This is a genomic window from Terriglobales bacterium, from assembly GCA_035651655.1.
Lineage (GTDB): Bacteria > Acidobacteriota > Terriglobia > Terriglobales > Acidobacteriaceae > DASRFG01.
The window spans coordinates 1-23,833 of the sequence record DASRFG010000036.1 but is presented as its reverse complement, the minus strand read 5'-3'; the positions used below and the strand labels follow the sequence as shown (position 1 = coordinate 23,833).

The 23,833-nt window shown below is 56.8% G+C and carries 24 protein-coding genes; 14 read left to right on the top strand and 10 right to left on the bottom strand.

Annotation, left to right across the window (positions count from 1 at the left end):
* Positions 1–204: 204 nt before the first annotated feature.
* Together VFA76_17155 and VFA76_17150 are read right to left on the bottom strand one after the other, a co-directional pair.
* Positions 205–939 carry a lytic transglycosylase domain-containing protein gene (locus tag VFA76_17155; GenBank protein ID HZR33576.1) on the bottom strand — a complete coding sequence of 245 codons (735 nt, stop codon included), beginning with the start codon at positions 937–939 and terminating at the stop codon, positions 205–207.
* A gap of 36 nt (positions 940–975) precedes the next feature.
* Positions 976–1,830, bottom strand: coding sequence for a Cof-type HAD-IIB family hydrolase (locus tag VFA76_17150; GenBank protein ID HZR33575.1), 855 nt, complete (start codon positions 1,828–1,830; stop codon positions 976–978).
* 72 nt (positions 1,831–1,902) lie between these two features.
* Here VFA76_17150 and VFA76_17145 point away from each other — a divergent pair, with 72 nt between their 5' ends.
* The 3 genes from VFA76_17145 to VFA76_17135 all read left to right on the top strand — a co-directional run bounded on the left by VFA76_17145 (position 1,903) and on the right by VFA76_17135 (position 5,401).
* Positions 1,903–2,670: a tetratricopeptide repeat protein gene (locus tag VFA76_17145; protein ID HZR33574.1), complete on the top strand. Its 768-nt coding sequence runs from the start codon at positions 1,903–1,905 to the stop codon at positions 2,668–2,670.
* A 71-nt stretch (positions 2,671–2,741) separates the two neighbouring features.
* Positions 2,742–3,950 (top strand): threonine synthase, encoded by a 1,209-nt coding sequence (locus VFA76_17140; protein ID HZR33573.1) that lies wholly within the window; start codon positions 2,742–2,744, stop codon positions 3,948–3,950.
* Positions 3,951–4,051: 101 nt separating this feature from the next.
* Positions 4,052–5,401 carry a histidine kinase gene (locus tag VFA76_17135; GenBank protein ID HZR33572.1) on the top strand — a complete coding sequence of 450 codons (1,350 nt, stop codon included), beginning with the start codon at positions 4,052–4,054 and terminating at the stop codon, positions 5,399–5,401.
* Here the strand turns inward: VFA76_17135 and bshA are convergent.
* From bshA to VFA76_17120, 3 genes are all read right to left on the bottom strand, one after another.
* Positions 5,371–6,516: an N-acetyl-alpha-D-glucosaminyl L-malate synthase BshA gene (gene bshA, locus VFA76_17130; GenBank protein HZR33571.1), complete on the bottom strand. Its 1,146-nt coding sequence runs from the start codon at positions 6,514–6,516 to the stop codon at positions 5,371–5,373. The genes VFA76_17135 and bshA overlap by 31 nt on opposite strands.
* 65 nt (positions 6,517–6,581) lie before the next feature.
* On the bottom strand, positions 6,582–7,478 hold the full coding sequence (locus VFA76_17125; GenBank protein ID HZR33570.1) for a ChbG/HpnK family deacetylase: 897 nt from the start codon (positions 7,476–7,478) through the stop codon (positions 6,582–6,584).
* Between the two features lie 48 nt (positions 7,479–7,526).
* Positions 7,527–7,940, bottom strand: coding sequence for a response regulator (locus VFA76_17120; GenBank protein ID HZR33569.1), 414 nt, complete (start codon positions 7,938–7,940; stop codon positions 7,527–7,529).
* Positions 7,941–8,290: 350 nt separating this feature from the next.
* On the opposite strand from VFA76_17120, the gene VFA76_17115 reads away from it, so the two are divergent.
* Together VFA76_17115 and VFA76_17110 are read left to right on the top strand one after the other, a co-directional pair.
* On the top strand, positions 8,291–9,151 hold the full coding sequence (locus VFA76_17115) for a c-type cytochrome (GenBank protein HZR33568.1): 861 nt from the start codon (positions 8,291–8,293) through the stop codon (positions 9,149–9,151).
* Complete coding sequence (locus VFA76_17110; GenBank protein HZR33567.1) at positions 9,148–10,755, top strand: PQQ-dependent dehydrogenase, methanol/ethanol family; 1,608 nt, start codon at positions 9,148–9,150, stop codon at positions 10,753–10,755. The genes VFA76_17115 and VFA76_17110 overlap by 4 nt, the downstream gene beginning before the upstream one ends.
* Here VFA76_17110 and VFA76_17105 read toward each other — a convergent pair whose 3' ends face one another.
* The 4 genes from VFA76_17105 to VFA76_17090 are packed head-to-tail and all read right to left on the bottom strand — an operon-like array spanning position 10,756 to position 14,491.
* Positions 10,756–11,259 carry a hypothetical protein gene (locus VFA76_17105; protein ID HZR33566.1) on the bottom strand — a complete coding sequence of 168 codons (504 nt, stop codon included), beginning with the start codon at positions 11,257–11,259 and terminating at the stop codon, positions 10,756–10,758.
* A 9-nt stretch (positions 11,260–11,268) separates the two neighbouring features.
* Positions 11,269–12,018 carry a succinate dehydrogenase/fumarate reductase iron-sulfur subunit gene (locus tag VFA76_17100; protein HZR33565.1) on the bottom strand — a complete coding sequence of 250 codons (750 nt, stop codon included), beginning with the start codon at positions 12,016–12,018 and terminating at the stop codon, positions 11,269–11,271.
* Between the two features lie 2 nt (positions 12,019–12,020).
* Positions 12,021–13,751: an FAD-binding protein gene (locus tag VFA76_17095; GenBank protein HZR33564.1), complete on the bottom strand. Its 1,731-nt coding sequence runs from the start codon at positions 13,749–13,751 to the stop codon at positions 12,021–12,023.
* Positions 13,748–14,491 carry a succinate dehydrogenase gene (locus tag VFA76_17090; GenBank protein ID HZR33563.1) on the bottom strand — a complete coding sequence of 248 codons (744 nt, stop codon included), beginning with the start codon at positions 14,489–14,491 and terminating at the stop codon, positions 13,748–13,750. The genes VFA76_17095 and VFA76_17090 overlap by 4 nt, the downstream gene beginning before the upstream one ends.
* A 235-nt stretch (positions 14,492–14,726) precedes the next feature.
* Here VFA76_17090 and ilvA point away from each other — a divergent pair, with 235 nt between their 5' ends.
* The 4 genes from ilvA (at position 14,727) to VFA76_17070 (ending at position 18,784) form a co-directional block, all read left to right on the top strand.
* Positions 14,727–15,644, top strand: a complete 918-nt coding sequence (gene ilvA, locus VFA76_17085; GenBank protein ID HZR33562.1) for a threonine ammonia-lyase — start codon at positions 14,727–14,729, stop codon at positions 15,642–15,644.
* Entirely contained in the window at positions 15,629–15,934 is a 306-nt protein-coding gene (locus VFA76_17080; GenBank protein HZR33561.1) for a hypothetical protein, read from the top strand. Before ilvA ends, VFA76_17080 begins: the two co-directional genes overlap by 16 nt.
* Before the next feature lie 110 nt (positions 15,935–16,044).
* Positions 16,045–17,604 (top strand): patatin-like phospholipase family protein, encoded by a 1,560-nt coding sequence (locus tag VFA76_17075; GenBank protein HZR33560.1) that lies wholly within the window; start codon positions 16,045–16,047, stop codon positions 17,602–17,604.
* Positions 17,605–17,833: 229 nt separating this feature from the next.
* A complete protein-coding gene (locus tag VFA76_17070) occupies positions 17,834–18,784 on the top strand; it encodes an alkaline phosphatase family protein (GenBank protein ID HZR33559.1) in 951 nt (316 codons plus the stop codon).
* Between the two features lie 13 nt (positions 18,785–18,797).
* Here the strand turns inward: VFA76_17070 and VFA76_17065 are convergent, their stop codons facing one another.
* Positions 18,798–19,385, bottom strand: a complete 588-nt coding sequence (locus tag VFA76_17065) for an MOSC domain-containing protein (protein HZR33558.1) — start codon at positions 19,383–19,385, stop codon at positions 18,798–18,800.
* Positions 19,386–19,499: 114 nt separating this feature from the next.
* Here VFA76_17065 and VFA76_17060 point away from each other — a divergent pair, with 114 nt between their 5' ends.
* The 5 genes from VFA76_17060 to VFA76_17040 form a co-directional block, all read left to right on the top strand.
* Positions 19,500–20,000 (top strand): GNAT family N-acetyltransferase, encoded by a 501-nt coding sequence (locus VFA76_17060; GenBank protein ID HZR33557.1) that lies wholly within the window; start codon positions 19,500–19,502, stop codon positions 19,998–20,000.
* Between the two features lie 144 nt (positions 20,001–20,144).
* Positions 20,145–21,041: an ABC transporter permease gene (locus tag VFA76_17055; protein ID HZR33556.1), complete on the top strand. Its 897-nt coding sequence runs from the start codon at positions 20,145–20,147 to the stop codon at positions 21,039–21,041.
* 59 nt (positions 21,042–21,100) lie between these two features.
* The gene (locus tag VFA76_17050; protein ID HZR33555.1) at positions 21,101–22,369 is read left to right on the top strand and encodes an ABC transporter ATP-binding protein; all 1,269 of its coding nucleotides are present in this window, start codon (positions 21,101–21,103) and stop codon (positions 22,367–22,369) included.
* Positions 22,370–22,380: 11 nt separating this feature from the next.
* Complete coding sequence (locus tag VFA76_17045; protein HZR33554.1) at positions 22,381–23,532, top strand: class I SAM-dependent methyltransferase; 1,152 nt, start codon at positions 22,381–22,383, stop codon at positions 23,530–23,532.
* A gap of 123 nt (positions 23,533–23,655) precedes the next feature.
* The coding region (locus VFA76_17040; protein HZR33553.1) for an NAD-dependent epimerase/dehydratase family protein at positions 23,656–23,833 on the top strand (178 nt) is incomplete at its 3' end.

Genomic DNA, 23,833 nt, shown 5'->3' with positions numbered 1-23,833 from the left:
TCGGCGGTAAAGCGGCCCTTATGTATGGGGTTTGGAGACTTGCAAAAGCCCAAGCGAGATCGCCTTGGCCTCCACTCATTGCAAGCATATTCTGCGCCAGTATCGTATTCCTAGCACTCTTCCTCACAGAACACGAGGAACAGCTTGCGAGTCCGCAAAATTCAAACTGATACGCTGCTGGATTTATATGAATGTGAGTGCTGCCTACGGCGCTGAAGGGCTTTTCGCTTTGACCGCGGCCGTCTTTACACCTGCTTTTGCCGCTTCCGCGCGGCGTTGCGCCAGCTTCTTGCGATTGAATTCGCGAATTACGCGCGCCACATAGGCGTGAGTTTCATGGTACGGCGGAACGCCATGATATCGGGCTACGCGCTGCGGTCCTGCGTTGTAGGCAGCCAAGGCCTTGATCATATCGTCGTGGTAGAAATCGAGCAGTTCGCGCAAATAGCGAGTGCCGCCATCCACATTGGCGGCCGGATCAAACGGATTGCTGATCCCCAGATGCGAAGCTGTCTGCGGCATCAGCTGCATAAGGCCACGTGCGCCCTTGGGCGAGATTGCTTGGGCTTTGAAGTCACTTTCCGCATGAATGACGCTGGTGATCAGGTCTGAGTCAATTCCGTTGCGCGTGCTGGCGGCACTTACTGCGGAGTCGAGAGGCGGCAGGGAAGTCACAACGGTCTTTGCGGCGACATCTTCGACCGGCGTCTCGTCCTTGCCGAACGCGACGATTTCCGCCGTGGGAATGTCAATGTAACCATCCGCTGCTGATCCCAAATACAGGCGCGTCACCTGCTCGATTACTTCACGACGCTGATGCCTGATCGAGAAGCCATTGCGCAGCATGGCAACGTCAGCGGCTGAGGCCAGGCCTCCGAGCAGGCACAGCGTCAGTAAGCTGAACCCCAACCAGATCCCGAACTTGATCGCGAACTTCATGTATTACTTTAAGTCTTTCAGGCGTTCCAATTCCGATTACACGCCGAGCGCTTCACCGCTCAAGACCTGCTCCACTGCGGCTGCCACGCCGGCTTCGTCGTGCCCGAGGGTGACCATCCATCCCCGGTCGCGCAGCTCCTGCGCGGCATTTCCCATGATAACCGGGAACCCTGCAAAGGCAAGCATCTCAATATCGTTGTAGTTGTCACCGATGGCCATGACCTCTTCCCGGGGAATGCCTCGGTGTTTGGCCCATCGCTCCAGCGCATGTCCCTTGGAACAATCTCGATTCAGCACGTCCACGATGCACAAATCACGCAGCGGATACTCCGTCCGCAGCACGGTAATGCGCTCCCCGAGACCGCTTGCCTCCAGCATCGCCATAGCCTTCTGCATGCGAGGGATGCTCCCACAAAACATCGCCTGTACCGGATCGCAAACCAAACAGTTCTCGATGGGCACCACCAGTTCGATGAATTGCTCGTTCTTTTCCATCCAACGCTTGATGCTGCCGTTGAGTTCGTCCATGCGTTCCAGCACCAGTGCCCCCTTCGTTTCCTTATCGAAGGTGACCACCGTACTGCCGCGGAATTCCCGCATTGCCTTGCAAAGCTCCAGCGCGGTGCTGGCGGGCAGCAGATCGCGGTGAAAAAGCTTGCCGGCTAACGACCGTGTAACTGCTCCATTTGAGCTGATCAGAGACACTTCGAAGCCCAGCATTTCCGCAATGGGCAGAGCAAACGTGTGCCTGCGTCCGGTCACCAGGACGATCTCGATTCCGGCCTCGTGTGCGCGCTTTAGCGCCTCGAGGTTGGCGGCTGGAATCTGAAACTGGGTGTTAAGCAGGGTGCCATCTATATCAATGGCTAATAGTCGGATGGGCAGCTTCACTGCTTTAATTTTAGCATTTTGACCCTGCCAGGCAGGCGGGTTATCGGCTGTTCCGCATTGCAATCACCGGTCATGCTGCGTGCTATAGTTCGCTCTTATAACAGCATGGGCGCTCTCTACGGCATTTATTCCTGGGGCCTCTTCCTCCAGGCTCTCGCGATCTTTCACTTCATCCGTCGCCGTCCTGACACATATTGGATCTTCATCATTCTCTTTGGAGGCGGAATCGGGGCCCTGGTTTACCTGCTGGTAGAAGCGCTGCCCGATGCTGGACTGCTTCGCGACTCGTTCAAGGGATTTTCCCGCCGCGGACGAATCCGTCAGCTCGAAGCCACCATCCTTGACAATCCTTCAGCCGGGAATCTGGAAGAACTCGCGGACCTTTACCTCGAGGAGAAGAGATTTGCGCGCGCCCGCGACTACTACAACCGTGCTATTTCCTCCCGCACCGACTCACCCGATCCCTTCTACCGCCGGGCCATTTGTTCGGTGGAAGCGGGGGATTTTGCCGCCGCAGTTCCCGACCTGGAGCGCGTAGTGCGTCAGGACGCAAAGTACGACTATCACCGCGCGGCGGGGTTGCTGGCGCATGCTTATGCGCAGACCGGTCAGACGGACCGCGCCGCTGCCTTATTTCAGCAGGTGACCGCCATTTCCACGCTCTCCGAAACCCAATTCAACTACGCCTCTTTCTTGGCATCGCAAGGCCATTCTGCGGAGGCACGGGACTGGGTACAGCGCATCCTCAACAAAAAACCTACCATGCCTCGTTATCTGAAGCGCCGCGAGCGTCCGTGGTTTCGTAGGGCCGCTGGCTTGTTGAGGCGCCTGCCAGCGTAAAGCGCGAACTCTGCAACCTTCATCGCGCGCCTTACCAAAGTCGTCTAAGTTGCGGTGTTAAACTCCCGACCATGGGCAGGATTGTTTTTCTCGAGTGCACTCGCTGCGGCGAACACTACGACGCTGGACAGCCGCAGACCGTCTGTCCCCACGACGGCGGTGTGCTGTATGCCCGCTACGATTTGCCTGCCATAAAGAAGAGTTTCACTCCGCAATCACTCGCCGGTCGCCCTGCAACCATGTGGCGCTACCGTGAAGTGCTGCCCGAGGCAAATCCTGTATCGCTGGGCGAAGGTTTTACTCCGCTGCTGCCCAGCCGGGAATACAAGAATGTTTATGTAAAAGATGAAGGGTTGAACCCAACAGGTTCCTTCAAGGCGCGTGGACTCTCCGCCGCCGTCACCATGGCCAAGGCCTATGGCCTCAAGAAATTGGCCATACCCTCAGCCGGAAATGCTGCCAGCGCCTTGGCGGCTTACGCCGCCGCCGCGGCGATCGAGGCGCACATCTTCATGCCCCGCGACGTGCCCCGCGCCAATCTAGTTGAATGCCAGACCTACGGAGCGCAGGTCACGTTGGTAGACGGTCTCATCAGCGACTGTGCCCGCTTAGTCAGCGAACGCAAACAGGCCAACGGATGGTTCGACGTTTCCAGCCTGAAAGAACCGTTTCGTCTCGAAGGCAAGAAGACCATGGGCTATGAAGTGGCCGAGCAACTGGATTGGAAGCTACCCGAGGCAATTATCTATCCCACCGGCGGTGGCGTAGGCCTGCTAGGCATGTGGAAGGCCTTCGAAGAGCTCGAAGCCTTGGGCTGGATAGGCAAAAAGCGGCCCAAAATGATCGCCGTGCAATCCGCCGGATGCGCCCCCATTGTTAAAGCCTGGGATGAAGGCAAAAAGACAGCCGAGGCCTGGTCGAATGCCGCAACCCTCGCCGCTGGATTGCGCGTCCCCAAAGCCTACGGCGACTACTTGATCCTGGACGTCTTGCGCCAAAGCCATGGCACGGCAACTGCGGTTTCTGACGCTGAGTTGACAGACTGCCTTCGACACTGGGCTCGCGTGGAGGGCATCTTCGCTTCGCCTGAAGGCGCAGCCTCCCTCGCGGCATACCGCAAGTTACTGGCCAGCGAATTCTTAAAGTCTAACGACATTGTCGTACTGTTCAACACCGGCTCGGGGCTAAAGTACATCGACGTGATCGCGCCAGCCGGCGAGGCCAAGCCAGCCGACCAACCAGCCACGCGTCAGATCGGCGGAATCATCGGACCCTTTTGACCACACTTGAGTAGGGCAGCCGCCCGCGCCGCCCTGCTCTCGCTTGCCGTTGTTCCCGATTCGTGGTCAGATTCACTAGAGAGCATTGCTCGGCATAACAGATGGAACAACGCCTAATTCTCATAACCCAGCTGGTAAAGCTCGGCGTGGCGGCTGCCATTGCCAGTGCGCTCGTCCGCTCGGTGAAGTTCAAATCGCTGCTGTTCAAGGAGCAGCGCACCCTGGCCGAAAAAATCCATCTGGTGCTCTTTATTGGGACTCCTTTTGCGCTCGGGGTGATGGTTCGTTTCAGCGTGAAGAACTTCCTGGCCGCGGACATGGCCTTCGAGGCCACCATCTTGATGGGTGTCATCGGCGGCCGCGTCGCCGGTGTCCTTGGCGGCGCTTTTGTGTCCCTACCCGCTATGCTGCACGGCGAATGGGCGACTCTGCCTTTCAACGTGGTCGCGGGTGTGTTGGCAGGCATGCTACGCAATATTGCCGACGACCGGGAAAACATCTGGTCGTTCTCTCCCTTCATTGATCTCAGCGTTTATCGCTGGATACGCCGCAATCTGCCGCGGCCCAAGCTGGACTGGCAGATCATGTTTTTCGTGACGATATTCGTGCTGCGGCTGGGACAACAGGCCCTGGCGAAGACCGTCCCCGGCGCCATCTTTTCTGTAGACAGCGGGCAGTGGGGAGTAGAAATTGCGGTCTATGCCACTACTATCGTCTCGGTGGCTATCGCGCTCAAGATTTGGAACAACACCCGCACCGAAATGAAGCTGGAGGAACAGCACCGGCTTCTGCTACAAGCCCGCATGGCGGCGCTCCAGAGCCAGATCAACCCACACTTTCTGTTCAACACTCTTAACTCAGTCTCATCGCTGGTGCGCTTCGATCCTGACACAGCGCGCAATTTGATTATCAAGTTGGCCAACATCCTTCGGCGACTGCTGCGGAGCGGCGACGCCTTCGTTCCTCTACGCGAAGAACTGGAGTTCATTGACGATTATCTGGACATCGAGGTGGTCCGCTTTGGACATGACAAGCTTAATGTGATCAAAGACCTGGATCCCGCGTCGCTGGATGTGCTGGTACCCGGCATGTTGCTGCAACCCTTGGTCGAGAACTCCATCAAGCATGGCCTTTCGGCAAAGATTGATGGCGGCAGCATCTGCCTTCGCAGCAAGCTCCTCGATGGCATGCTGCACATCGAAGTGGAAGATGACGGTGTCGGCATGGGCGCGGCTAATCTTATGGAACGTCCGAGCGGGCTCGGCGGAAGCGGCATCGGAATGGCTAACGTGGCAGAACGCTTGAAGGTTTTATATGGGGACACCGCCAGGATGGTGATTGACAGTCACGAAGGGAAGGGAACTTCCGTGCGGATAAAACTCCCAGCCCTGCGATCCACCGACGACTCTGCTTCCGGACTCTACGAGCTTCGCTCCACGACTCGCCGGTAGAACTCCTCATACTGAGGAATGATTTTGTCCGAGCAGAACCGGGACTGGGCCTGCTCCCGCGCCCGCTTGCCCATAGCGCGCAGCTTGCTCTCGTCCCCCAACAGATCAATGGCGTAGCGCGCCAGCGTGTCCACATCTCCTACATCAGCCAGAAAGCCACTGACTCCATGCTCCACCACTTCCGGCACCCCGCCGACCCGGGTGGCGATGGGCACCACCTCGCAGGCCATTGCCTCTAACGCGGCCAGACCAAAGGATTCCAACTCGCTGGGCAACAGCATCACATCCGCCAGCGCCAGTTTTTCATTAATGCGATCTTGCTTGCCCAGAAAGATGACCCGGTCGTGAATTCCTTTTTTCATCGCCAGCCATTCGGCCTTCGAGCGGTCCGGCCCATCTCCGATCAGGAGCAGGCGCGAAGGGATCCGCTGCCGCACGCGATCGAAGATCTCTACCACATCGGTCAGCCGTTTTACCGGCCGAAAGTTCGAAAGATGCACCAGGATTCGCTCGTCCGGCTTGGCGTACTCCTCGCGTTGCGACGCCAGCTTGGGATTGCGCACATACAAGTCGCAGTTCACGAAGTTGTAGATCACCTCGATCGGGTTCTGAATATCGAACTCGCGCAACGTACGCTCGCGCAAATATTGCGAGATCGCTGTCACCCCGTCACTCTGCTCAATAGAAAACCGCGTAATCGGCAGATAGGACCTGTCCAGTCCCACGAGGGTTATATCCGTCCCGTGCAGCGTTGTGACGAACGGCAGCCGCCGGCGCCCGGTTCGGCTGGTAGCCAACATCTGCTTGGCCAGCATGGCGCTCACTGAATGCGGGATGGCATAGTGCACGTGCAGAAGGTCGAGTTCATAGATCTCCGCCACTTCGGCCATGCGGGTCGCGAGGGCCAAGTCATACGGCGGGTAATCAAACAACGGGTAGTGGGAAACTTCGACTTCGTGATAAGAGATATTTGGCTCCGGCTCAGTGAGCCGGAATGGTGGAGAGTAAGTGATGAAGTGTACTTGGTGCCCGCGATGAGCCAGTTCTATTCCGAGCTCGGTCGCAACTACGCCGCTTCCGCCATACGTCGGATAGCATGTGATTCCGATTTTCACTAGAGATTCGATGAATCGAGAGATTCAACCGCCGATAGATTCGATGGATCAGTTACGGCCGCGATTCAATTTTCCCGTGTGCGCTCACTTACTAGATCACGATATGAGATGAGCTGGACGCCGTGCTTTTCCAGCGCAGCGTGCGCCGCCCCCGATGTCAACAGCTTGAGTTCCTGAGCACGCGATTCGCGCAGCCGCGTCCCTACCGAAGCTAAGTCCTGGTCATTGTATCCAGGGTGACAGACGAATTCCCATGTTCCCTCCGGAATGCAGCCGGCAATCGCCTCAAAAAGTGTCTCATCGAGCGCGCCCGTTGCCACAATACCAAACGTCCCATCTGTGGTGACCATCCCAGCTCCAGCGACGCTGCGCTGAAAGCTTGCGGACCATCCGCGCAGCAGGCGGACCTCGGAGTATCGAGTCCACAGGTGGGGCCTGCGTAAAAGGTGCGCAAACGCCAGCGGCCTGATAGGAGCAAAGGGATTGCGTACCGCTGATACACCGCAACCTTGCGCCGCCCGCAGCAGGGGCTCCAGAATAATGGGCAGCATGTGGGTATGTTTGTGTGTGTCGAAGTGCGAGACCGCGATTCCCCTTCCTTGCAGGCGGCGTATCTGCGCCGTCGCTTCGGCTTGAATTTCTTCCGGATCCAATTGCGATCGCAGGGCAGAAATCGCGAACTGCGCGAACCCTTTGCGGAAGGCGCCGTTCTCCGCGTTCCGGCTCAACAGGGTCTTTACTGCTGACCCGCCGAGCAGAGGCTCGCCATCCACCAGCACCACGTGGCAGCCGACGCTCAGCCCAGTCGCATGTTGTGCTTGAGTTATCGCATCCTGAAAGGCTCGACCGTTGGCCATCATTGTGGCCGAAGTTACGACGCCATCAGTATGCGCTTCGATGATGGCCCGGTTGACGCCGGTAGTCAGTCCAAAATCATCGGCGTTAATAATGAGGCGCCGCACGCCGCCAGTCTAGCAGGGCAGGTAGGACCGAGCTGCAGTGGGATGGGGTCACGCAGTGCGGATCTGATCGGAACGCAATTCCGGCCGCCCATCCTGTGGCTCATTGGCGAGCGGTCGGTTCTCACCCAGAATCAGGCGGATTTTCTCCAACAACGCAGGGAAGAGTTGCTGCTTGTCCAGGCAGGCTTCAGCATCCTTGCCCGTCTCCACCGGGCCATAACCCGTGACAATGATAACCGGCAGGCTGGGATCCTTGGCATGTACCTTACGTGCCAGTTCCAGGCCATTCATCCCTTCCATGCGGAAATCGGTCACCAAGACATCGAATTTCTCTTTATCGAATCTCTCCAGCGCCTGGTCGGCGTTGTAGGCGGAGACTGCGCGATAGCCCTGCATTTCCAAAATCTCGCAACTCAACCGGGCTAACACTTCGTGGTCGTCAACGAAGAGAATAGCTTTCATCGCGTGCCCCCAAAGTGCTGCAGGATGTATGGAGCGGAGAAAAGAACGACTCAGGTCGCGGACATCTGTTTACAACCCCAAGCCTAGACACAAAGTTGGTTTCCAGAATGACCAAAAAAGATGCCTGCGCAGGCAGAATTCCTGTTGAATTTGTTGGCGCTAGCGGTCCTGGCCGCTGGTTTGGTCTGTAGCCCGGGAAGGGTGTTCCGACCCTGATGGCCAGTCTGCAAGCTGTGAGAATAAAAGCCCACCGGGGCCGCGAAGCCGCGTCCCCTTTCTATTCCCCACACGGGCGGCTGTGCTATTATGCGCCGCACTTTCAAAATAAAGTCAGCTGCTAGCAACCTGCTATGTCGCGTGTGACGAGCACATTGTCCCGACTGCTTGCTTTGGCTTGGCCGTTTGCCACGATATCGGCTGCCCTTATCGTGACGGCTCATGCAGCGGAAAATCGCAATCCCTTTGCGGGAGACGCCCAGGCGGCAAAGGCGGGCGAATACGAATTTCGTATCAATTGCGCTTTCTGCCATGGTCTCGGTGCGCGTGGCGGTGGTCGCGGTCCCGACCTCACGCGCGCCCATAAGCGTCATGGCGACTCGGACTCTGAAATGTTTCAAAATATCAGCGTGGGAATTCCCGGCACCGTCATGCCGGCGAACGGGACCAACGGTCAGGGCGTTGGTATGACCGACGACGAAATCTGGCAAATCATCACTTATCTGCGGAGCGTACAAGTAAAGTCGCCGGCAAAACCCGTCGGCAACGCGGCCAATGGCAAAGAACTTTTTTATGGTGACGCCAATTGCTCCACTTGCCACCAGGTGCAAGGCAAAGGCGGACGCATTGGTCCTGACCTTACCAACGTCGGTAGCGCGCGAACCGTGGAGTCAATCATGGACTCGGTCCGCAATCCCAGCCGGCGCCTGGCGTTAGGGTTAACTGAACCGACGAAAGAGTTTGCCCAGGAATATGAGACGGTGACGGTCGTCACGCCGGATGGTCAGGAGATCAAGGGTGTCACTCTCAATGAAGATGCCTTCAGCTTGCAGATGATGGACTTGAGCGAACGTATTCACTTGTTTGAGAAAGACCAACTCCGCTCGATCAAGAAAAGCCGCAAATCTGTAATGCCTCCTTACAATCCGACCCTGTTGAGCGATGCGGACCTGCATGACATTGTCGCCTACCTCCTCAGTGTGAACCCGAAATGAGAAAAGAAATCCGCAGAGACACGAACAGCTTTCTCAAACTTGGCTTGTTCTTTTTCTGCGCCATCGCTGTCAACGCAACCGCCCAGGTCACTTTTGAACGGCTACTCAATTCCGCCAAGGAGCCACAAAACTGGCTGATGTATTCCGGAAACTACGCCGGCCAACGCTTCAGCCCTCTCGATCAGGTAAACACCAACAACGCGAAGTCACTGGTTGCCAAGTGGGTTTATCAAACCGCGGCAACGGGAAAATTTGAAACCACTCCGCTGGTAGTGGATGGGATTCTCTATGCTACCGGTCCGGATGATCGTGCATTTGCCCTCGATGCGCGCACCGGAAGGCCAATTTGGCTCTACCAGCGTCAATTGCCCTTTGACATTCGCCCCTGCTGCGGGCGAGTGAATCGCGGATTTGCCATCCTGGGCGACAAGGTTTTCCTCGGCACTCTCGATGCGCACGTCATCGCCCTTGACGCTAAAACTGGCAGCGTCCGCTGGGACGTCGCCGCTGTGGATTACAGAAATGGCTACAGCTTTACCTTGGCGCCGCTGGTCGTGAAGGACTTGGTAATTCTGGGCGTCTCCGGTGGTGAGTATGGCATTCGCGGCTTTGTTGATGCCTATGAGGCTGAAACCGGCAAGCGCAAATGGCGCTTCTACACCGTCCCCGGTCCCGGTGAGTCCGGCCATGACACTTGGGAAGGCGACTCCTGGAAGATCGGCGGCGCGCCCGCCTGGATGACCGGCTCCTACGACCCGGTTACCAACCAACTCTTCTGGCCAACTGGTAACCCTTCGCCGTCAAATCGCGGAGAAGGCCGCGCCGGCGACAACCTTTACAGCAACACACTTCTCGCTCTCAACGCCGATACCGGAAAATTAAACTGGTACTTTCAGTTCACGAAGCACGACGAGCACGACTGGGATGCCACGCAAGTTCCCATTATCATTGATACCGGCGGCAAGCACCTCATCGCACAGGCGAACCGAAACGGTTTTTTCTATGTACTGGATCGTACGACTGGCAAGTTGCTTTCGGCGAGCGCTTACGGTCCGGTCAGCTGGAGCGACAGCAAAGATTCAGAAGGTCGGCCATTAGCTAGAAAAGACAGCTCCCCGACTTCTGAGGGCCGCACCGTTTGTCCTGGAGCCCTGGGCAAGACCAACTGGATGTCGCCCAGCTTTGATTCGCAAACCGGCCTGTTCTATGTGACCGCTCGCGAGCAGTGCGACATCTTCAGCACTGCGCCCCAGCCCTACGAAGCCGGGCATGCCTATTACGGTAGCGCCTATTTTCCTGCCGATGAGACCGAACCTTACTCGGGCGCTGTGCGTGCCATCGATCCTCAAAGCGGGCAAATGAAGTGGGAGTACCGCCACCTATCGCCGAGTTGGTCTGGAGTATTGTCCACCGCTGGCGGACTCTTGTTTACTGGCGATTCCGAGGGTAATTTCATTGCCTTGGATGCCGCTACCGGCAAGCCTCTGTGGCATTTCCAGATGGGTGGCGCGGTTTACGCTTCTCCGATGGCCTTCGCCGTGGATGGCAAAGAATACATCGCTATTGCGGCTGGCAGCTCGCTTTACACTTTCGGTCTGCCCTAATCAAGGAACGGTGTCTCCCATTTCGAAGACCTCTTCGCGGTGCCAGTCCGAGTCAGCATGTCCGTGTAACAAACGTACACAGCGGTTCCAGCGCAGGATGGCATCATCGTTCCCTGTGGGACGAAGTTTTTCCGCCTCTTGGTAGCACCGCATTGCCTCCTCCAGAAGCACGGTCACGCTGTGCGGCGGTCGCCCCGCATGAAGTTGCGCTTTGGCGCGGCGCTCGTGGAACAGACCCCGATAGTAAAGTCGTTCGTAGGCGTCGGTCAGACGATCAAAAGCGTTCTCCACGTCTCCGTACCGGTCCGAATGTTGACCGGTGAACTGGTCGGTTATCGCCAATCCCAAAGTGCGCAAGGCCAACTGATGGTCGGGTTCCACAGCCAGCACATCATGGCAGATGGATTCAGTTTCTTCCGGCTCATTTAATAACCGATATAGTTCCGCTTTGGACAAGGCCGCTTCGATGCCGTCCGGCGAAATAGCCTTCAATTTGAATTCCATGTGACCTCCTTATTTTGTCGCTGCGCTTCCCGCTCCCCTGATCTTTCGTACCAGCCGCAGCAAAGGGTCGTAAAATTCATCCACCACGCGTTCCTTTAGCGGAATGATGGCATTATCTGTGATGTGAATGTCCTCCGGACATACTTCGGTACAGCACTTGGTTATGTTGCAATAGCCGATTCCAAGCTCATCTTTCAGAAGCTTCGCTCGCGAAATCCCGTCCAGGGGATGCATTTCCAGTCCCGCCACCCGGACAAAAAAACGCGGTCCAGCAAATTGCTCCTGTTTGTCGTGGTCCCGAAGCACATGGCAGACGTTCTGGCACAAGAAACATTCAATGCACTTCCGAAATTCCTGCACGCGGTCGATGTCTTCCTGGTACATCTTCCAATCCACCCCGGGGCGTGGTTGGAAGGCTGGTATTTTCTTGTTGACCTTATAGTTCCACGAAACGTCCGTCACCAGGTCCTTAATCAGCGGAAACGTCTTCAACGGCAGGATAGTGATCGGCTTTCCCTGGGGAAGCGCGTCCATGCGAGTTTTGCAGGTGAGACGAGGCCGCCCATTCACCTCGGCCGAACAGGACCCGCACCTGCCCGCTTTGCAGTTCCAGCGCACGGCCAGGTCCGGCGCTTGATGCTGCTGTACGTAGTGCAGGGCATCAAGCACAACCATCCCCGGAGCCACGGGCACCGGGTAATCCTTCGCCGCACCGCCATCGCGGCTTCCTCGGAAGATTCTCAGCGTAGCCTCTGTCATCTCTAAGCCACGGCACCCTTTTCTTCCGCGAATAGCTGCTTCAAATCCGCGGGCATTTCTGGGATCGGCACCTGGCGCAGTGTCATGCTGTCACCTTGCTTGGCGATGATGTTGTTCTGCTTTCCCCAAGCCGGGTCCGGGTTCGGATAATCAATACGACTGTGGGCGCCGCGGCTCTCGCGACGGGCGAGCGCACTGCGGGCCACGGCCTCCGAAACCGTCAGCATGAACTCGAAGTCGCGGCAGAGGTGCCATCCGGGATTAAACATTCTGGATCCATCGGCACTCAGTCGTTCGCTCCGTTGCTTCAGTTGCTCCAGCTTTCCCATTGCTTGCTGAAGGTCTGCTTCATACCGAAAGATGCCGACTAGGGCCTGCATCACCTGTTGCAATTCGCGATGCAATACGTATGGACTCTCGCCGTCTTTCTGCGCGAAAGGCGCGAGCATTTCGCGCTCCGCTTCTTCTATCTGGTCGGCGTCAACCACGCTAGCTCTCGATGATTTCGCGTTCTCGGCCGCAGCAAGTCCGGCCCTTCGTCCGAACACCAGAAGATCAGAAAGGGAATTTCCGCCCAGCCGATTGGCACCGTGCAGCCCCGCAGCGACCTCCCCCGCAGCGAACAACCCCTTCACCGACGATTCCGCCGTTTCGGCATCCACTCGAATTCCGCCCATCATGTAGTGGCAGGTCGGTCCGACTTCCATCGGCCCTTTGGTGATGTCCACATCCGCCAGCTCGCGAAACTGGTGATACATGCTGGGCAGTTTGCGCTTCACGTATTCCGCCGGCTTGTGAGAGATATCGAGAAACGCCCCGCCGTGCTCGGTACCCCGTCCTTCACGAACCTCGGTGTAGATGGCGCGCGCGACCACATCCCGGGTGGAAAGTTCCATACGCTTGGGATCGTATCGCTCCATGAAACGTTCCCCCAATTGGTTGCGAAGGATTCCACCCTCACCTCGCACCGCTTCCGTCACCAAAATGCCTTGCACGCCAGGCGGCCAAACCATTCCCGTGGGGTGGAATTGCACGAATTCCATGTCCATCAGCTCAGCCCCGGCGTCGTAGGCAAGTGCCATCCCGTCGCCGGTGTACTCCCATGAATTGGAAGTGATCGGCCACGCCCGGCCAATGCCGCCTGTGGCCAGCACAACGGTCTTTGCCTTAAAAACCACAAAACGCCCATTCTCCCGCCAGTAGCCGAATGCGCCAGCGATCCGCTCTCCGTCCTTCAGCAACCGCGTGACGGTACATTCCATGTAAACGTCGAATCCCATCTGCACGCCGCGGTCCTGTAAGGTCCGAATCATTTCCAGGCCGGTGCGGTCCCCCACGTGGCACAGCCGCTTGAACGTATGGCCGCCGAAGGCGCGCTGCAGAATCCGGCCATCGTCGGTGCGGTCGAAAAGCGCCCCCCACCGCTCCAGCTCACGTACGCGCTCACTGGATTCCTGGGCATGGATCTTCGCCATCCGCCAATTGTTTAGAAATTTTCCGCCCCGAATGGTGTCGCCGAAGTGCACGCGCCAGTCGTCAGCCTGGTCCACATTGGCCATGGCCGCCGCGATCCCGCCTTCGGCCATCACGGTGTGCGCTTTTCCCAAAAGCGACTTGCATACGACCCCGACACTGGCCCCCTGGGCTAGGGCCTCGATGGCAGCCCGCAACCCGGCGCCCCCCGCCCCGATGATCAGTACGTCGTGTTGGTGAACTTCGTATTTGTCGTTCACAACAGCCTCAGGTCCCGTATTGCGCCGGAAGATACCAATCGCACATACAAATCAGCGAAGCCTACCGAGAAAAGACTCATCCACGCGTACAGCATGTGGTGTTCGTTGAGTGCGCTCAATGCGCTCCAGGTTTTGTGCCGTTGCCGAGAGAAGTTCACACATGAGAAGCAATCGAGCTTGCCTCCTAAAAGATGTCGAAGCGAGTGGCATGAGCCAAAATACAAACTCAAAAACACAATGTTGACCAGCAGCACGATCGAGCCGACGCCCACACCTACCCCATTCTCGAAAAAGAAAGCGCGTATCGCGTCATGCCACAGGAAAGCCAAAAAAATTACCGCCAGATACATGAAGTACCGGTGCAGGTTTTGGAGAATGAAGGGAAATCTGGTCTCGCCGCCATATTGACGGGGCCTCTCCGCTACCCCACATCCGGGCGGATCCAGAAAAAACGCTCGGTAATAAGCCTTGCGGTAGTAGTAGCAGGTGACCCTGAATCCCAGCGGACCCGCCAGAATCAACAGCGCCGGAGAAAACGGCCAATAGTGATGGTGCACATCAATCAACGGGGAATAGAAAGGTGAAAGATAAGGCCCCCACTGGAAGTAAGCCCCTTCAAAGGCCCTCAATGTGGCGTAGACAGCGAAAGCTCCGAGTCCCAGGACAACGGGAACGACCTGCGGCCACCATGCATCACGCACCAGGGCGTTCCCCGGATGCATCTGCTCAGAAGAAGCCACGGCTCCTCCAGCCAGCCTCGGGTAGCTCCATGCCCCCACTGCCCCGGTGAGACGCTACCGCGGATTACTCGGGCGGCGGCATTATAGCCCTGTCTGCCATTCCGGGCGAGGATCACTGAAAAGCATTTCACCATGGCTCCTGGCACTCCTGACTTGTCATCCTGAGCGCAGCGAAGCACCCGTTTTCCCCAAAATCTGTACTCAATATCTGTACTATGGAGCCCACAATAAACGAATGGTCACCCTGGCCGACATCCAAACCGCCTTGGGCCGAATCCGCGAGTCAATCTACATTTCACCCTGTGCTCGCTCTGAAGCCTTTTCCAAACAAACTGGCAACTCGGTCTTTCTAAAGCTTGAGAACCTGCAGAAGACAGGCGCATTCAAAGAACGAGGCGCGCTGAATAAACTCCTCACTCTCAACGCCGAGCAGCGCCGTCGCGGTGTAATCGCTGCTTCCGCCGGCAATCACGCGCAAGGCCTTGCCTATCATGCGGGTCGGCAGAAGATTCGCGCCCAAATTTGCATGCCGCTAACCACCCCGCTGATTAAAGTCACAGCCACCCGCAACTACGGGGCAGATGTCGTTCTTCACGGAGCTAATTATGACGAAGCTTATGACGAAGCACTCACACGCAGTCAGCAACAGCATTTGACCTTTGTCCACGCTTTTGATGATGACGCCGTGATCGCCGGGCAGGGAACTCTCGGCCTTGAAATACTTGAGCAGCATCCGGAGATTGAAGTTATGGTTGTGCCGATTGGTGGGGGCGGCCTCATCGGTGGCATCGCCTGTGCCGTCAAAGAAAGCAAACCTCACGTCCAAATATTTGGAGTACAGCCTTCTCGAATTCCTTCCATGAAAGTGGCGGTTGCGGAGGGTGGGCCGGTCACTCTGAAGCCCGCGCTGACCATCGCCGATGGCATCGCCGTGCGCCGGGCCGGAGATCGCACACTACCGCTGGTCCAGAAATATGTGGAAGACATCGTCACCGTCGAAGAGGAGGAAATCGCCAACGCCATTCTTCTCCTGCTGGAACGCGAAAAGACCTTGGCCGAGGGCGCCGGCGCGGCGGCCATCGCTGCTCTGCTCAACCAGAAGCTACCCCTCACAGCTAAGAAAATCGCTGTCTTGGTATGCGGCGGAATATAGACGTTACTCTCTTGGCGCGCATTATCGAACGCGGCCTGGTAAAAGATGGTCGCCTGGTGCGCCTGCGGGTGCACCTGCCTGACTACCCTGGAGCCCTGCACAAGCTCACCGGAATCCTCGCACAGCATCGTGCCAACATCGTGGAGACCTCCTACGACCGCGCCTACTATGGAGTGGATCTGGGCGATACCGCCATTGACATCACCATGGAGACCCGCGGCCCTGACCACATTGCAGAATTGCTCTCCGCCCTCAGCGCTTCCGGATATGCGCACGAAAGGGTTCTCTAGGCCATGCCCGCCCCGCGTCGGCACTCCCTGAATCGCACTAGGAAACGCGCCCTCAGATAAAACTGCTGTATGCTGCACCCAGCACTCAAGCTCACAATCAGGTCAACTACTTGCTGGAACGCGAGCGCTCGATTTTTCGCGACAGTCTGCCGCTCAATCCGGCTGAGCTCTGGCAGGATTTTCAAGGCCGCATCGCCGTCGTGCTCTCCGGCGGCGGTGCTCGTGGCGCGTACGAAGCGGGGGTCTTGCTTGCCTTCCAAGATGCCCGTTTGCCCACCCATATCCTGGCGTCCACTTCCATCGGCGCCATCAATGCGGCTTCTTATGCTGCCCATTCCAATCAATATGTAGGGAACGCCGAATCGCTGGTCAAATCCTGGTCGGAGGTGAATCCCCCCGCGGTTGGAATTGATTGGTCTCGATACATTCTGGTCCTTGCGGGCCTCACCGCCGTTACCGGGGGATTTGGCAATTTCATTCTCGCGCTCTTCCACCGCTCAGGAATTTACCTCCACCTGCACACCCCGTTGCTCACCTGGTTTTTGCTCGGAGTTGCCGGCCTCTCCATCGTCTTCTTTTATAGCCAGATTTCCTACCTGTTCTATGTGTTCATGAAATTTGTCCGCCATTATCAGTGGAGACCCGACCGGCATAAGGTGGCGCTATCATCGCTAGCAAACCTGATTGTGTGGGGATTCGTTCTGCTCGTGCTGACTTCTACCGATCTGCACTTCACTCCCAGGAAAATATTCGAATTCACGCCCAAGCTGATCATCTTGCTTGCCGCCGTCGTGCTCGTCGGAGGTGTGGTTTGGGCGCTGTTTCGGAGCCGCATTAGCCTGCTCAGTCACAAACTTCTGCAATCGCCCTTGCGTCCGGGATTGTTTCCAAACTATGAACGCACTCGCTTCCTGCGCGACAGGATCCCCGAGCAGGGTCTGCGCGCGTCTCCGATCCGGGTGGTGATGACCGCTTCCAATCTGGACACCGGAGACGAACGGTTTTTCGTCAACAAACCGACCACCGAGCTCGAACGCGATCCGGGAGTGGATGTCGCATTTATCCGCGAGAAGCTCGAGCACCCTGACGACCTGATTAAATGCGTGGTCGCCTCTTCCGCTTTTCCGATGGCTTACGAGCCGGTGGAAATGCAGGGACGCCTGTGGTCGGATGGTGCCCTGGTCGCCAAGCAGCCAATCTTTCCCGCCATTCGTTTGGGTGCGGATGTCCTCTTTCTGGTTATGGTGGAACCAGCCAGCGAGATTGCCCCACGCATAAAAACATTTCTTGACGTCGGCATCCGGGCGTTTGACATCCTGATGTCTAGAAACCTGCAAGCCGACTTGAGGATTTTGGACAACGTCAACCAGATATGCGAAGCCTATGCCGCTAAACTAGGCACACGACCCGAGCACCTTCGTCTCGAAATTGGCACTCGAACCATGCGGTTCCTCAAGGCCTTTACCGTTCGTCCCGCATCGCCGCTTGCGGCCACTCTGCTTGATTTTGACGGTGCCATCGCCCGCCCGGCAATGGAACAAGGCTATAACGACGGTGCCAGAGTGGTCCGCGAGTTCATTGACTACGTTGCGCAGCTTCCTGCCACCAGCAGTAAGTATGTTCTCCGACTGGTAGCCGAGCAGGTCCGCGGATCGGGTATGGGAGACTGAACGACGTGGACTAACAGTGTGGACTAACGATCTAACCAAGCCTCTCCTCCGCGCCGCTGGTTATGGTATCCTCTAGTGTAAGGTTCTTAATCACTTAAGACTAAATTGCTATTGATCAATTACCTGCGGCGGTGCATACAGCATTCCTCGACTAGGTGTCTTTCCGAATTGAGTCAGAGAAGATGCTCTTCTAGGCTTACGTAAAGTCCAGCACCGTCAGGAGTCCGTCGTGAATTCGCACCTCCAGCCGCTTGCCGGTATTTTATTGGTTCTCGCAGTGGTCGCAGCGCCAGGTTGTGGTGGAAGTAGTAAGACCCTATCGAACGCTCTCGGTCCTCGAGGGAGTGCCTCATCAGGGGGCCAAGCAGGCGTCGCACCTGCTTCCACTGGTACCACCCTGCTTTTCAATCATGTTTTCATCGTCATGGAAGAAAACCATAGCTATTCCAGCGTGATCGGCAACTCGTCCATGCCTTACCTGAACAGCCTGGCTTCGCAGTATGGCTTGGCCACGCAGTATTACGGCAATACTCATCCGTCCATTGGCAATTACTTCATGCTCACCACCGGCAAGATAGTCACCAATAACGATTCCTTCAGCGGTACTGTTTCGGGGGACAACGTTGTTGCTCACCTGCTCACTGCTGGGAAAACCTGGAAATCTTATGCTGAAGGCTTGCCTTACACCGGTTACACAGGCGGAAACACCGGTTCTTACCTGAAACGTCACAATCCCTTCGCTTATCTTTCCAACGTCGTTACGAGCAGCGTTCAGAAGCTAAACCTGGTGCCGTTCACGAACTTTAAGACAGATCTTGCGAGCGGGCATCTGCCGAACTATACGTTCATCGTGCCCAACGCCTGCAACGACGCGCACAGCTGCTCCCTGGCGACTGCCGATTCGTGGTTGAAAAAGAACATCGCCCCTCTAGTCGCAAACGCCACATTCCAGCAGAGCGGCATCTTGTTCATCATCTTCGACGAGTCCTATACCTCGGACACATATCACGGGGGCGGGCATGTCGCCTTCGTTTCGGTCAGTGGAAACGGTCCCAAGGGATATCGCTCGGACACTTTCTTCCAGCATCAGAGCGCGTTAAAAGCCACCCTTCAAGCGTTAGGGGTAACCACGTTTCCGGGAGCCGCTTCCACTGCCCCGAATATGACCGCGTTCTTTTAGCCACGGGGCAGCGCTACGAAGTGGGTTTTTGTTGGGCGGCTTTCCGCTCACGTGCTTGCTCAAAATACAAACGATTAGTATCGGCGATCGTAAGTTGCTCGGCATCGCGACTCACGATGCTGATCTCCGAACCCGCCCTGACCTCTCCCGGCTCAATGACGGAGAAATAAAATCCACTTCGGCCGCTTAAAAGAAATCGCTTGATCATGTCGTCCCGCCCGAATCTGATCTGCAATTTGTAGCAAGGCATGCGTGGCTGGCTAACCTGCAGGATGGCCGAGCCCAGTCGTAAACGATCGCCGATGTGAAGCGAATCTTCTACTAGTCCCTCGGTGGTCAGATTTTCCCCGAAATTCCCCCACGAGAACGTCACCTCCGGCAGCTCACGCCGCCAGTAGTCATAGTGCTCGGCAGGATACGCGTACACCGCTTTCTTCGCTCCGCCATGCACTCTCAGGTCAGCCTGCTGGTCCCCATTCAGGTTCAACTCCCTGATCATCACCGGACCATCTACCGGCTCCTTGAAGATTCCCGTGCGGACCATCTCGCCCCTCCAGGCGACTTCCCGTGGCAACCCAACATTGACGGAAATGATCTTCATAGCACCTTGTCGTTCACCGGACGCAGTTCTTTCCCTTGCGCCGATTACGTCATGGGATTCGTCTTGTGGTCAAAAGATTCTGATTTGCTGGCATACTTATGCTGAAGTCAACGAATGCCAGAGATTTCGAGAGCTCACCCCAAGCACGCAGACGATATTGCGGCAGTCATCAACGCTGCTTTTCGGGTGGAACGTACTTACCGTGTAGGAGAGCGCACCTCGGCCGCAGATGTCATTCGCCTCATGCAAAGCGGACTCTTCCTTGTGGCTGGCGAGGGGAACCGAATCGTCGGTGCAGTTTACGTTCGCATCACTGACAAGATTGGCTATTTCGCCATGCTTGCCGTTGAGCCCTCCTCCCAACGTTCAGGTATCGGTCGCGTGTTGCTCGAAGCCGCTGAAGACTACTGTCGCGAACACGGTTGTACGGTAATGACGCTCACCACCGGCGAGTTCCGTCAGGAGCTGTTGAAGTATTACGCTCATTTTGGTTACCAGGTCACGGGTATCGAACCTGCCCCTGAAGCTTCTGCCTTCAATCGCGCGGTCAATGTGGTCAGCATGGCCAAGCCGTTAGTCCCAAGTGCCACGCCCTCGCCTGAGCGTCAGAAGTAAAGTCGCCCCGCCGCGCTTCAATTCCCAATTTTCACCTGCAATCCAATAAATAAACTCGGTGATTAGCAATTTGGAAACATTTCGTAAGTTGCGTGCTACACTCGTTTTCCAAACCCCCGAATATCCGTAATTGTGACCGCAGGCATGAACAGCGCGACGCAAGTACGCTCGCTTGAAGCCGCATCTCCACCATTTCGCCTGCCGGGATTGCACATTTCAGGTCCTCCTACTGTCACCATTCGCGCCGGAAAGGGTTGGCAATCGCTCGCATTCCACGAACTGTGGGACTACCGCGAACTGTTGTTCTTCCTGACTTGGCGTGACATTAAGGTTCGCTACAAGCAGACGGTGCTCGGGGTCGCGTGGGCCATTATCCAGCCGTTCTTTGGCATGGTAGTGTTCACGATCTTCTTCGGCCGCTTGGCAAAAGTACCGTCGGACGGCATTCCTTATCCGCTCTTTTGTTACGCAGCGCTCTTGCCATGGCAGCTTTTCGCGTACGCGCTTACTGAGTCCAGCAATAGTGTGGTCACTAACGAGCGCTTGATCACCAAAGTCTACTTCCCCCGTTTGGTAATTCCAATCTCCGCCGTCCTCGCTGGCCTGGTGGACTTTGTCATCGCTTTCGGAGTGCTGCTGGTCATGATGGCGTACTACGGTGTCCGCCCGGGATGGGCGGTGTTAACTCTGCCGCTGTTTGTACTGTTTGCAGTCGCCACCGCGCTCGGCGTCGGCCTTTGGCTCTCGGCATTGAATGTTCGTTATCGTGATGTGCGGTACACGTTGCCTTTCATCACCCAGCTTTGGCTCTTCGCATCGCCGGTTGCCTATTCCAGCAGTCTGGTACCGGAACGGTGGCGTCCTCTATATGGCTTGAATCCTATGACCGGCGTCGTTGAAGGCTTCCGTTGGGCATTACTGGGCCGAACTACTCCTCCAGGCATGATGGTTCTTGTCTCCGGAGTTGTAGTGGTTGTGGTCCTGCTCAGCGGCCTGTTTTATTTCCGACGAGTAGAGCGGAGTTTTGCAGACCTGGTGTAGTGGAACTGGTGTAACGGAATCTGTATAACGCTTCGCATTCTCTGTTGCTAAAAGGAACCATGAGCGATGTCGCAATATCGTGTGCAGGAATCGGTAAGCAATATCGCATCGGCGAACGCGAGCGCTACAAGGCGCTTCGCGACGTCATAACCGATGCGATGTATGCGCCTTTTCGCCGAATGCAGGCCGCCTTTACCGCCGATCGCAAAGCAAAGTCGCCCCACGATCAGCCATCCATCTGGGCCCTGCGTGATGTTTCCTTTGAAGTCAAACGCGGAGACGTGGTCGGCCTCATCGGCCGCAACGGTGCAGGGAAGAGCACCTTGCTCAAAATTCTCTCTCGAATCACCGAGCCCAGCGAAGGCAGCGCCCAGATCTACGGACGTGTAGGTTCACTTCTGGAGGTGGGCACCGGTTTTCATCCCGAGCTTACCGGCCGCGAGAACATCTATTTGAATGGCGCGATTTTGGGCATGAAAAAGGCCGAGATCGCCCGCAAGTTTGACGAGATCGTGGCCTTTGCCGAAGTCGAGAAATTCATTGATACGCCGGTGAAGCGGTACTCCAGCGGCATGTATGTTCGGCTGGCATTTGCTGTTGCCGCACACCTTGAAACGGAAATCCTCCTGGTGGACGAAGTACTGGCCGTGGGTGATGCCCAATTTCAAAAGAAATGCCTGGGCAAGATGGGGGACGTCGCCAAGCATGGCCGCACCGTCCTCTTCGTCAGCCATAACCTGCTTATGGTGCAACGGCTCTGTCCTACAGCCATTGTGCTGCACGACGGCCACATCACCTTTCAAGGTGGTAGCGGACAATGTGTACGCCGATACTCTGAATCTGGGGAAGAGAATACGCGTGCTGCTGCCGCCAATTCTTCCGACGGCGCGCTCGCAATTCACCGCGTTCGCATCTTCGACTCAGCCGGTATTGCGGCTGAAGCCTGGAAGTACGGCCGCCCCATCACCGTCGAAGTCGACGTGGCAGTCCGTCAGCCATGCCCCAAGCTCGCGGTTGACATCACCTTCTACAGCACCAATGGCCTGCGGCTCTTCGGCTTGCAGAGTGATCGCTGGCATGCCGCCGGTTCGTTTGAGCCGGGGCATCACACCATTTCTTTTCGCATAGAAAATCCTGGCATCAGCGTGCCCGAAATGTACATCGACGTGGGACTTCGCACCGCCGCCGCCGGCTACGACGTGCTGCTCCCCCACGCCGCGTATCTATTCGTTAAGAGTGAGCAGTTGCCAGCCTATGCTTCGCCAATTGATCTCATCACCCCATTAGCGGGCCTGGAATGGAGCACAACATCAAGCCAGTCTCACTAGTCATGTCAGCGATGGAGAGAATCGCGCGTTCGGTTCGCCCAGGTATGCGCGGCGCTATCAAGCGCGCCACCGGAAGAGAACTCGTTCACCTGCCTTCCGGGGAATGGCTGGTTGTGCCCCGGAACGGGCATTCCGCCCAACTGCCGGTCCGCGCCACTTACAATCTCACCCTGCCTTTGAAGATTGATTACGACTTCCATTTCTGCGACGCCGGCACGCTGGAGTTGTGCCTGCGCCGCGAAGCTGGCCCTGCTCTGTTCAATATTTCGCGTCCAGTAAAGATGCCCTGCTCGTGGGCCTTGGCCTACGATTCTGGCTTTGCGCTCAATGGCGATTCCCTCACTGCGGTAAACGGAGCAACCCTGGAAGCCGGCGGCTGGCTGGTTTCGGAACTTACCTTCACCTCAGCTCATGGTCAGAAGCTCACCCGCTCTTTACGGCACAGATTCAATCCCTGCTCCCAAGAGATCGGCCCCGAATACTACAACGGCTCCAATTACGGAGATTACGAGCGGGAAGCTGCCGACTATGGCGTACGCATTCTCGATTTACTTTCACGCCATTCCTCAATTCACAGCCTGCTGGATATCGGTTGTGCCACCGGCATATTGCTCGACCACGCCAAATCGCGGGGAATTCACGTCTTCGGAGTGGATGTCAGCGATTGGGCCGTCGAACACGCCAACCAACGCCTCGGAGAAGAAGCCTGTCGCGTGCTGGACATCGATCATGCTCAGCCATCCGACTTCGATACTCAATACGACGCCATTGTTCTGCACAACGTGCTGGAGCACGTGCGTGATCCCGGCAAGTTGGTCGCGCTTGCCTCATCTGTGGTCAAACCCGGAGGGCTGGTGTATTGCCTTACCCTGAATGCCGACTCCCTGATGCACGCCATGCTTGCCAAAGATTGGGCGGGATATTCGGATTATTCCCACCACAGCACCTGGCTCACTGCGAGCTGGGTGCGCGACGCATTTCAGCGCGCTGGTTTCGAATTTCTCGAGTTTCAAATTCCGGAGTGGCTGTGGAACGAGCGCACCGACGTCCCCTTCATTGACCTGAGTTGGTTGATGACTCGCTCCCACGCCCGCCAGATCCTCCGCGATGGTTGGGGCGACATGGTTGAACTCGTTGCGCGTCGGAGAGTCGAGCCGGAATGATGGGGACCATATCCATCCCCAACCCAATCCCACCAACTCGCCGCGCCTTATTCCTTGTTAATGGCGCGTGGAGCGGTGGTCCGGTTGTGTTCCTGCATCGGGCTACGGCTGGACTAAAGCAATTTGGCTGGAATTCCGAGGTCATCTTTGTCAGCAAACGGTGCCGGCTTGAAAGAAGAAGATGCTTATCCAGCCGCCCCGCAGGACGCGTACGGTTGGGAAAAGCTTCTTGCCGAAATCCGCTGCACTCATTATCGCGAAGAATATGGCCTTCAAACCCGCGTCGTTCGCTTCCACAACA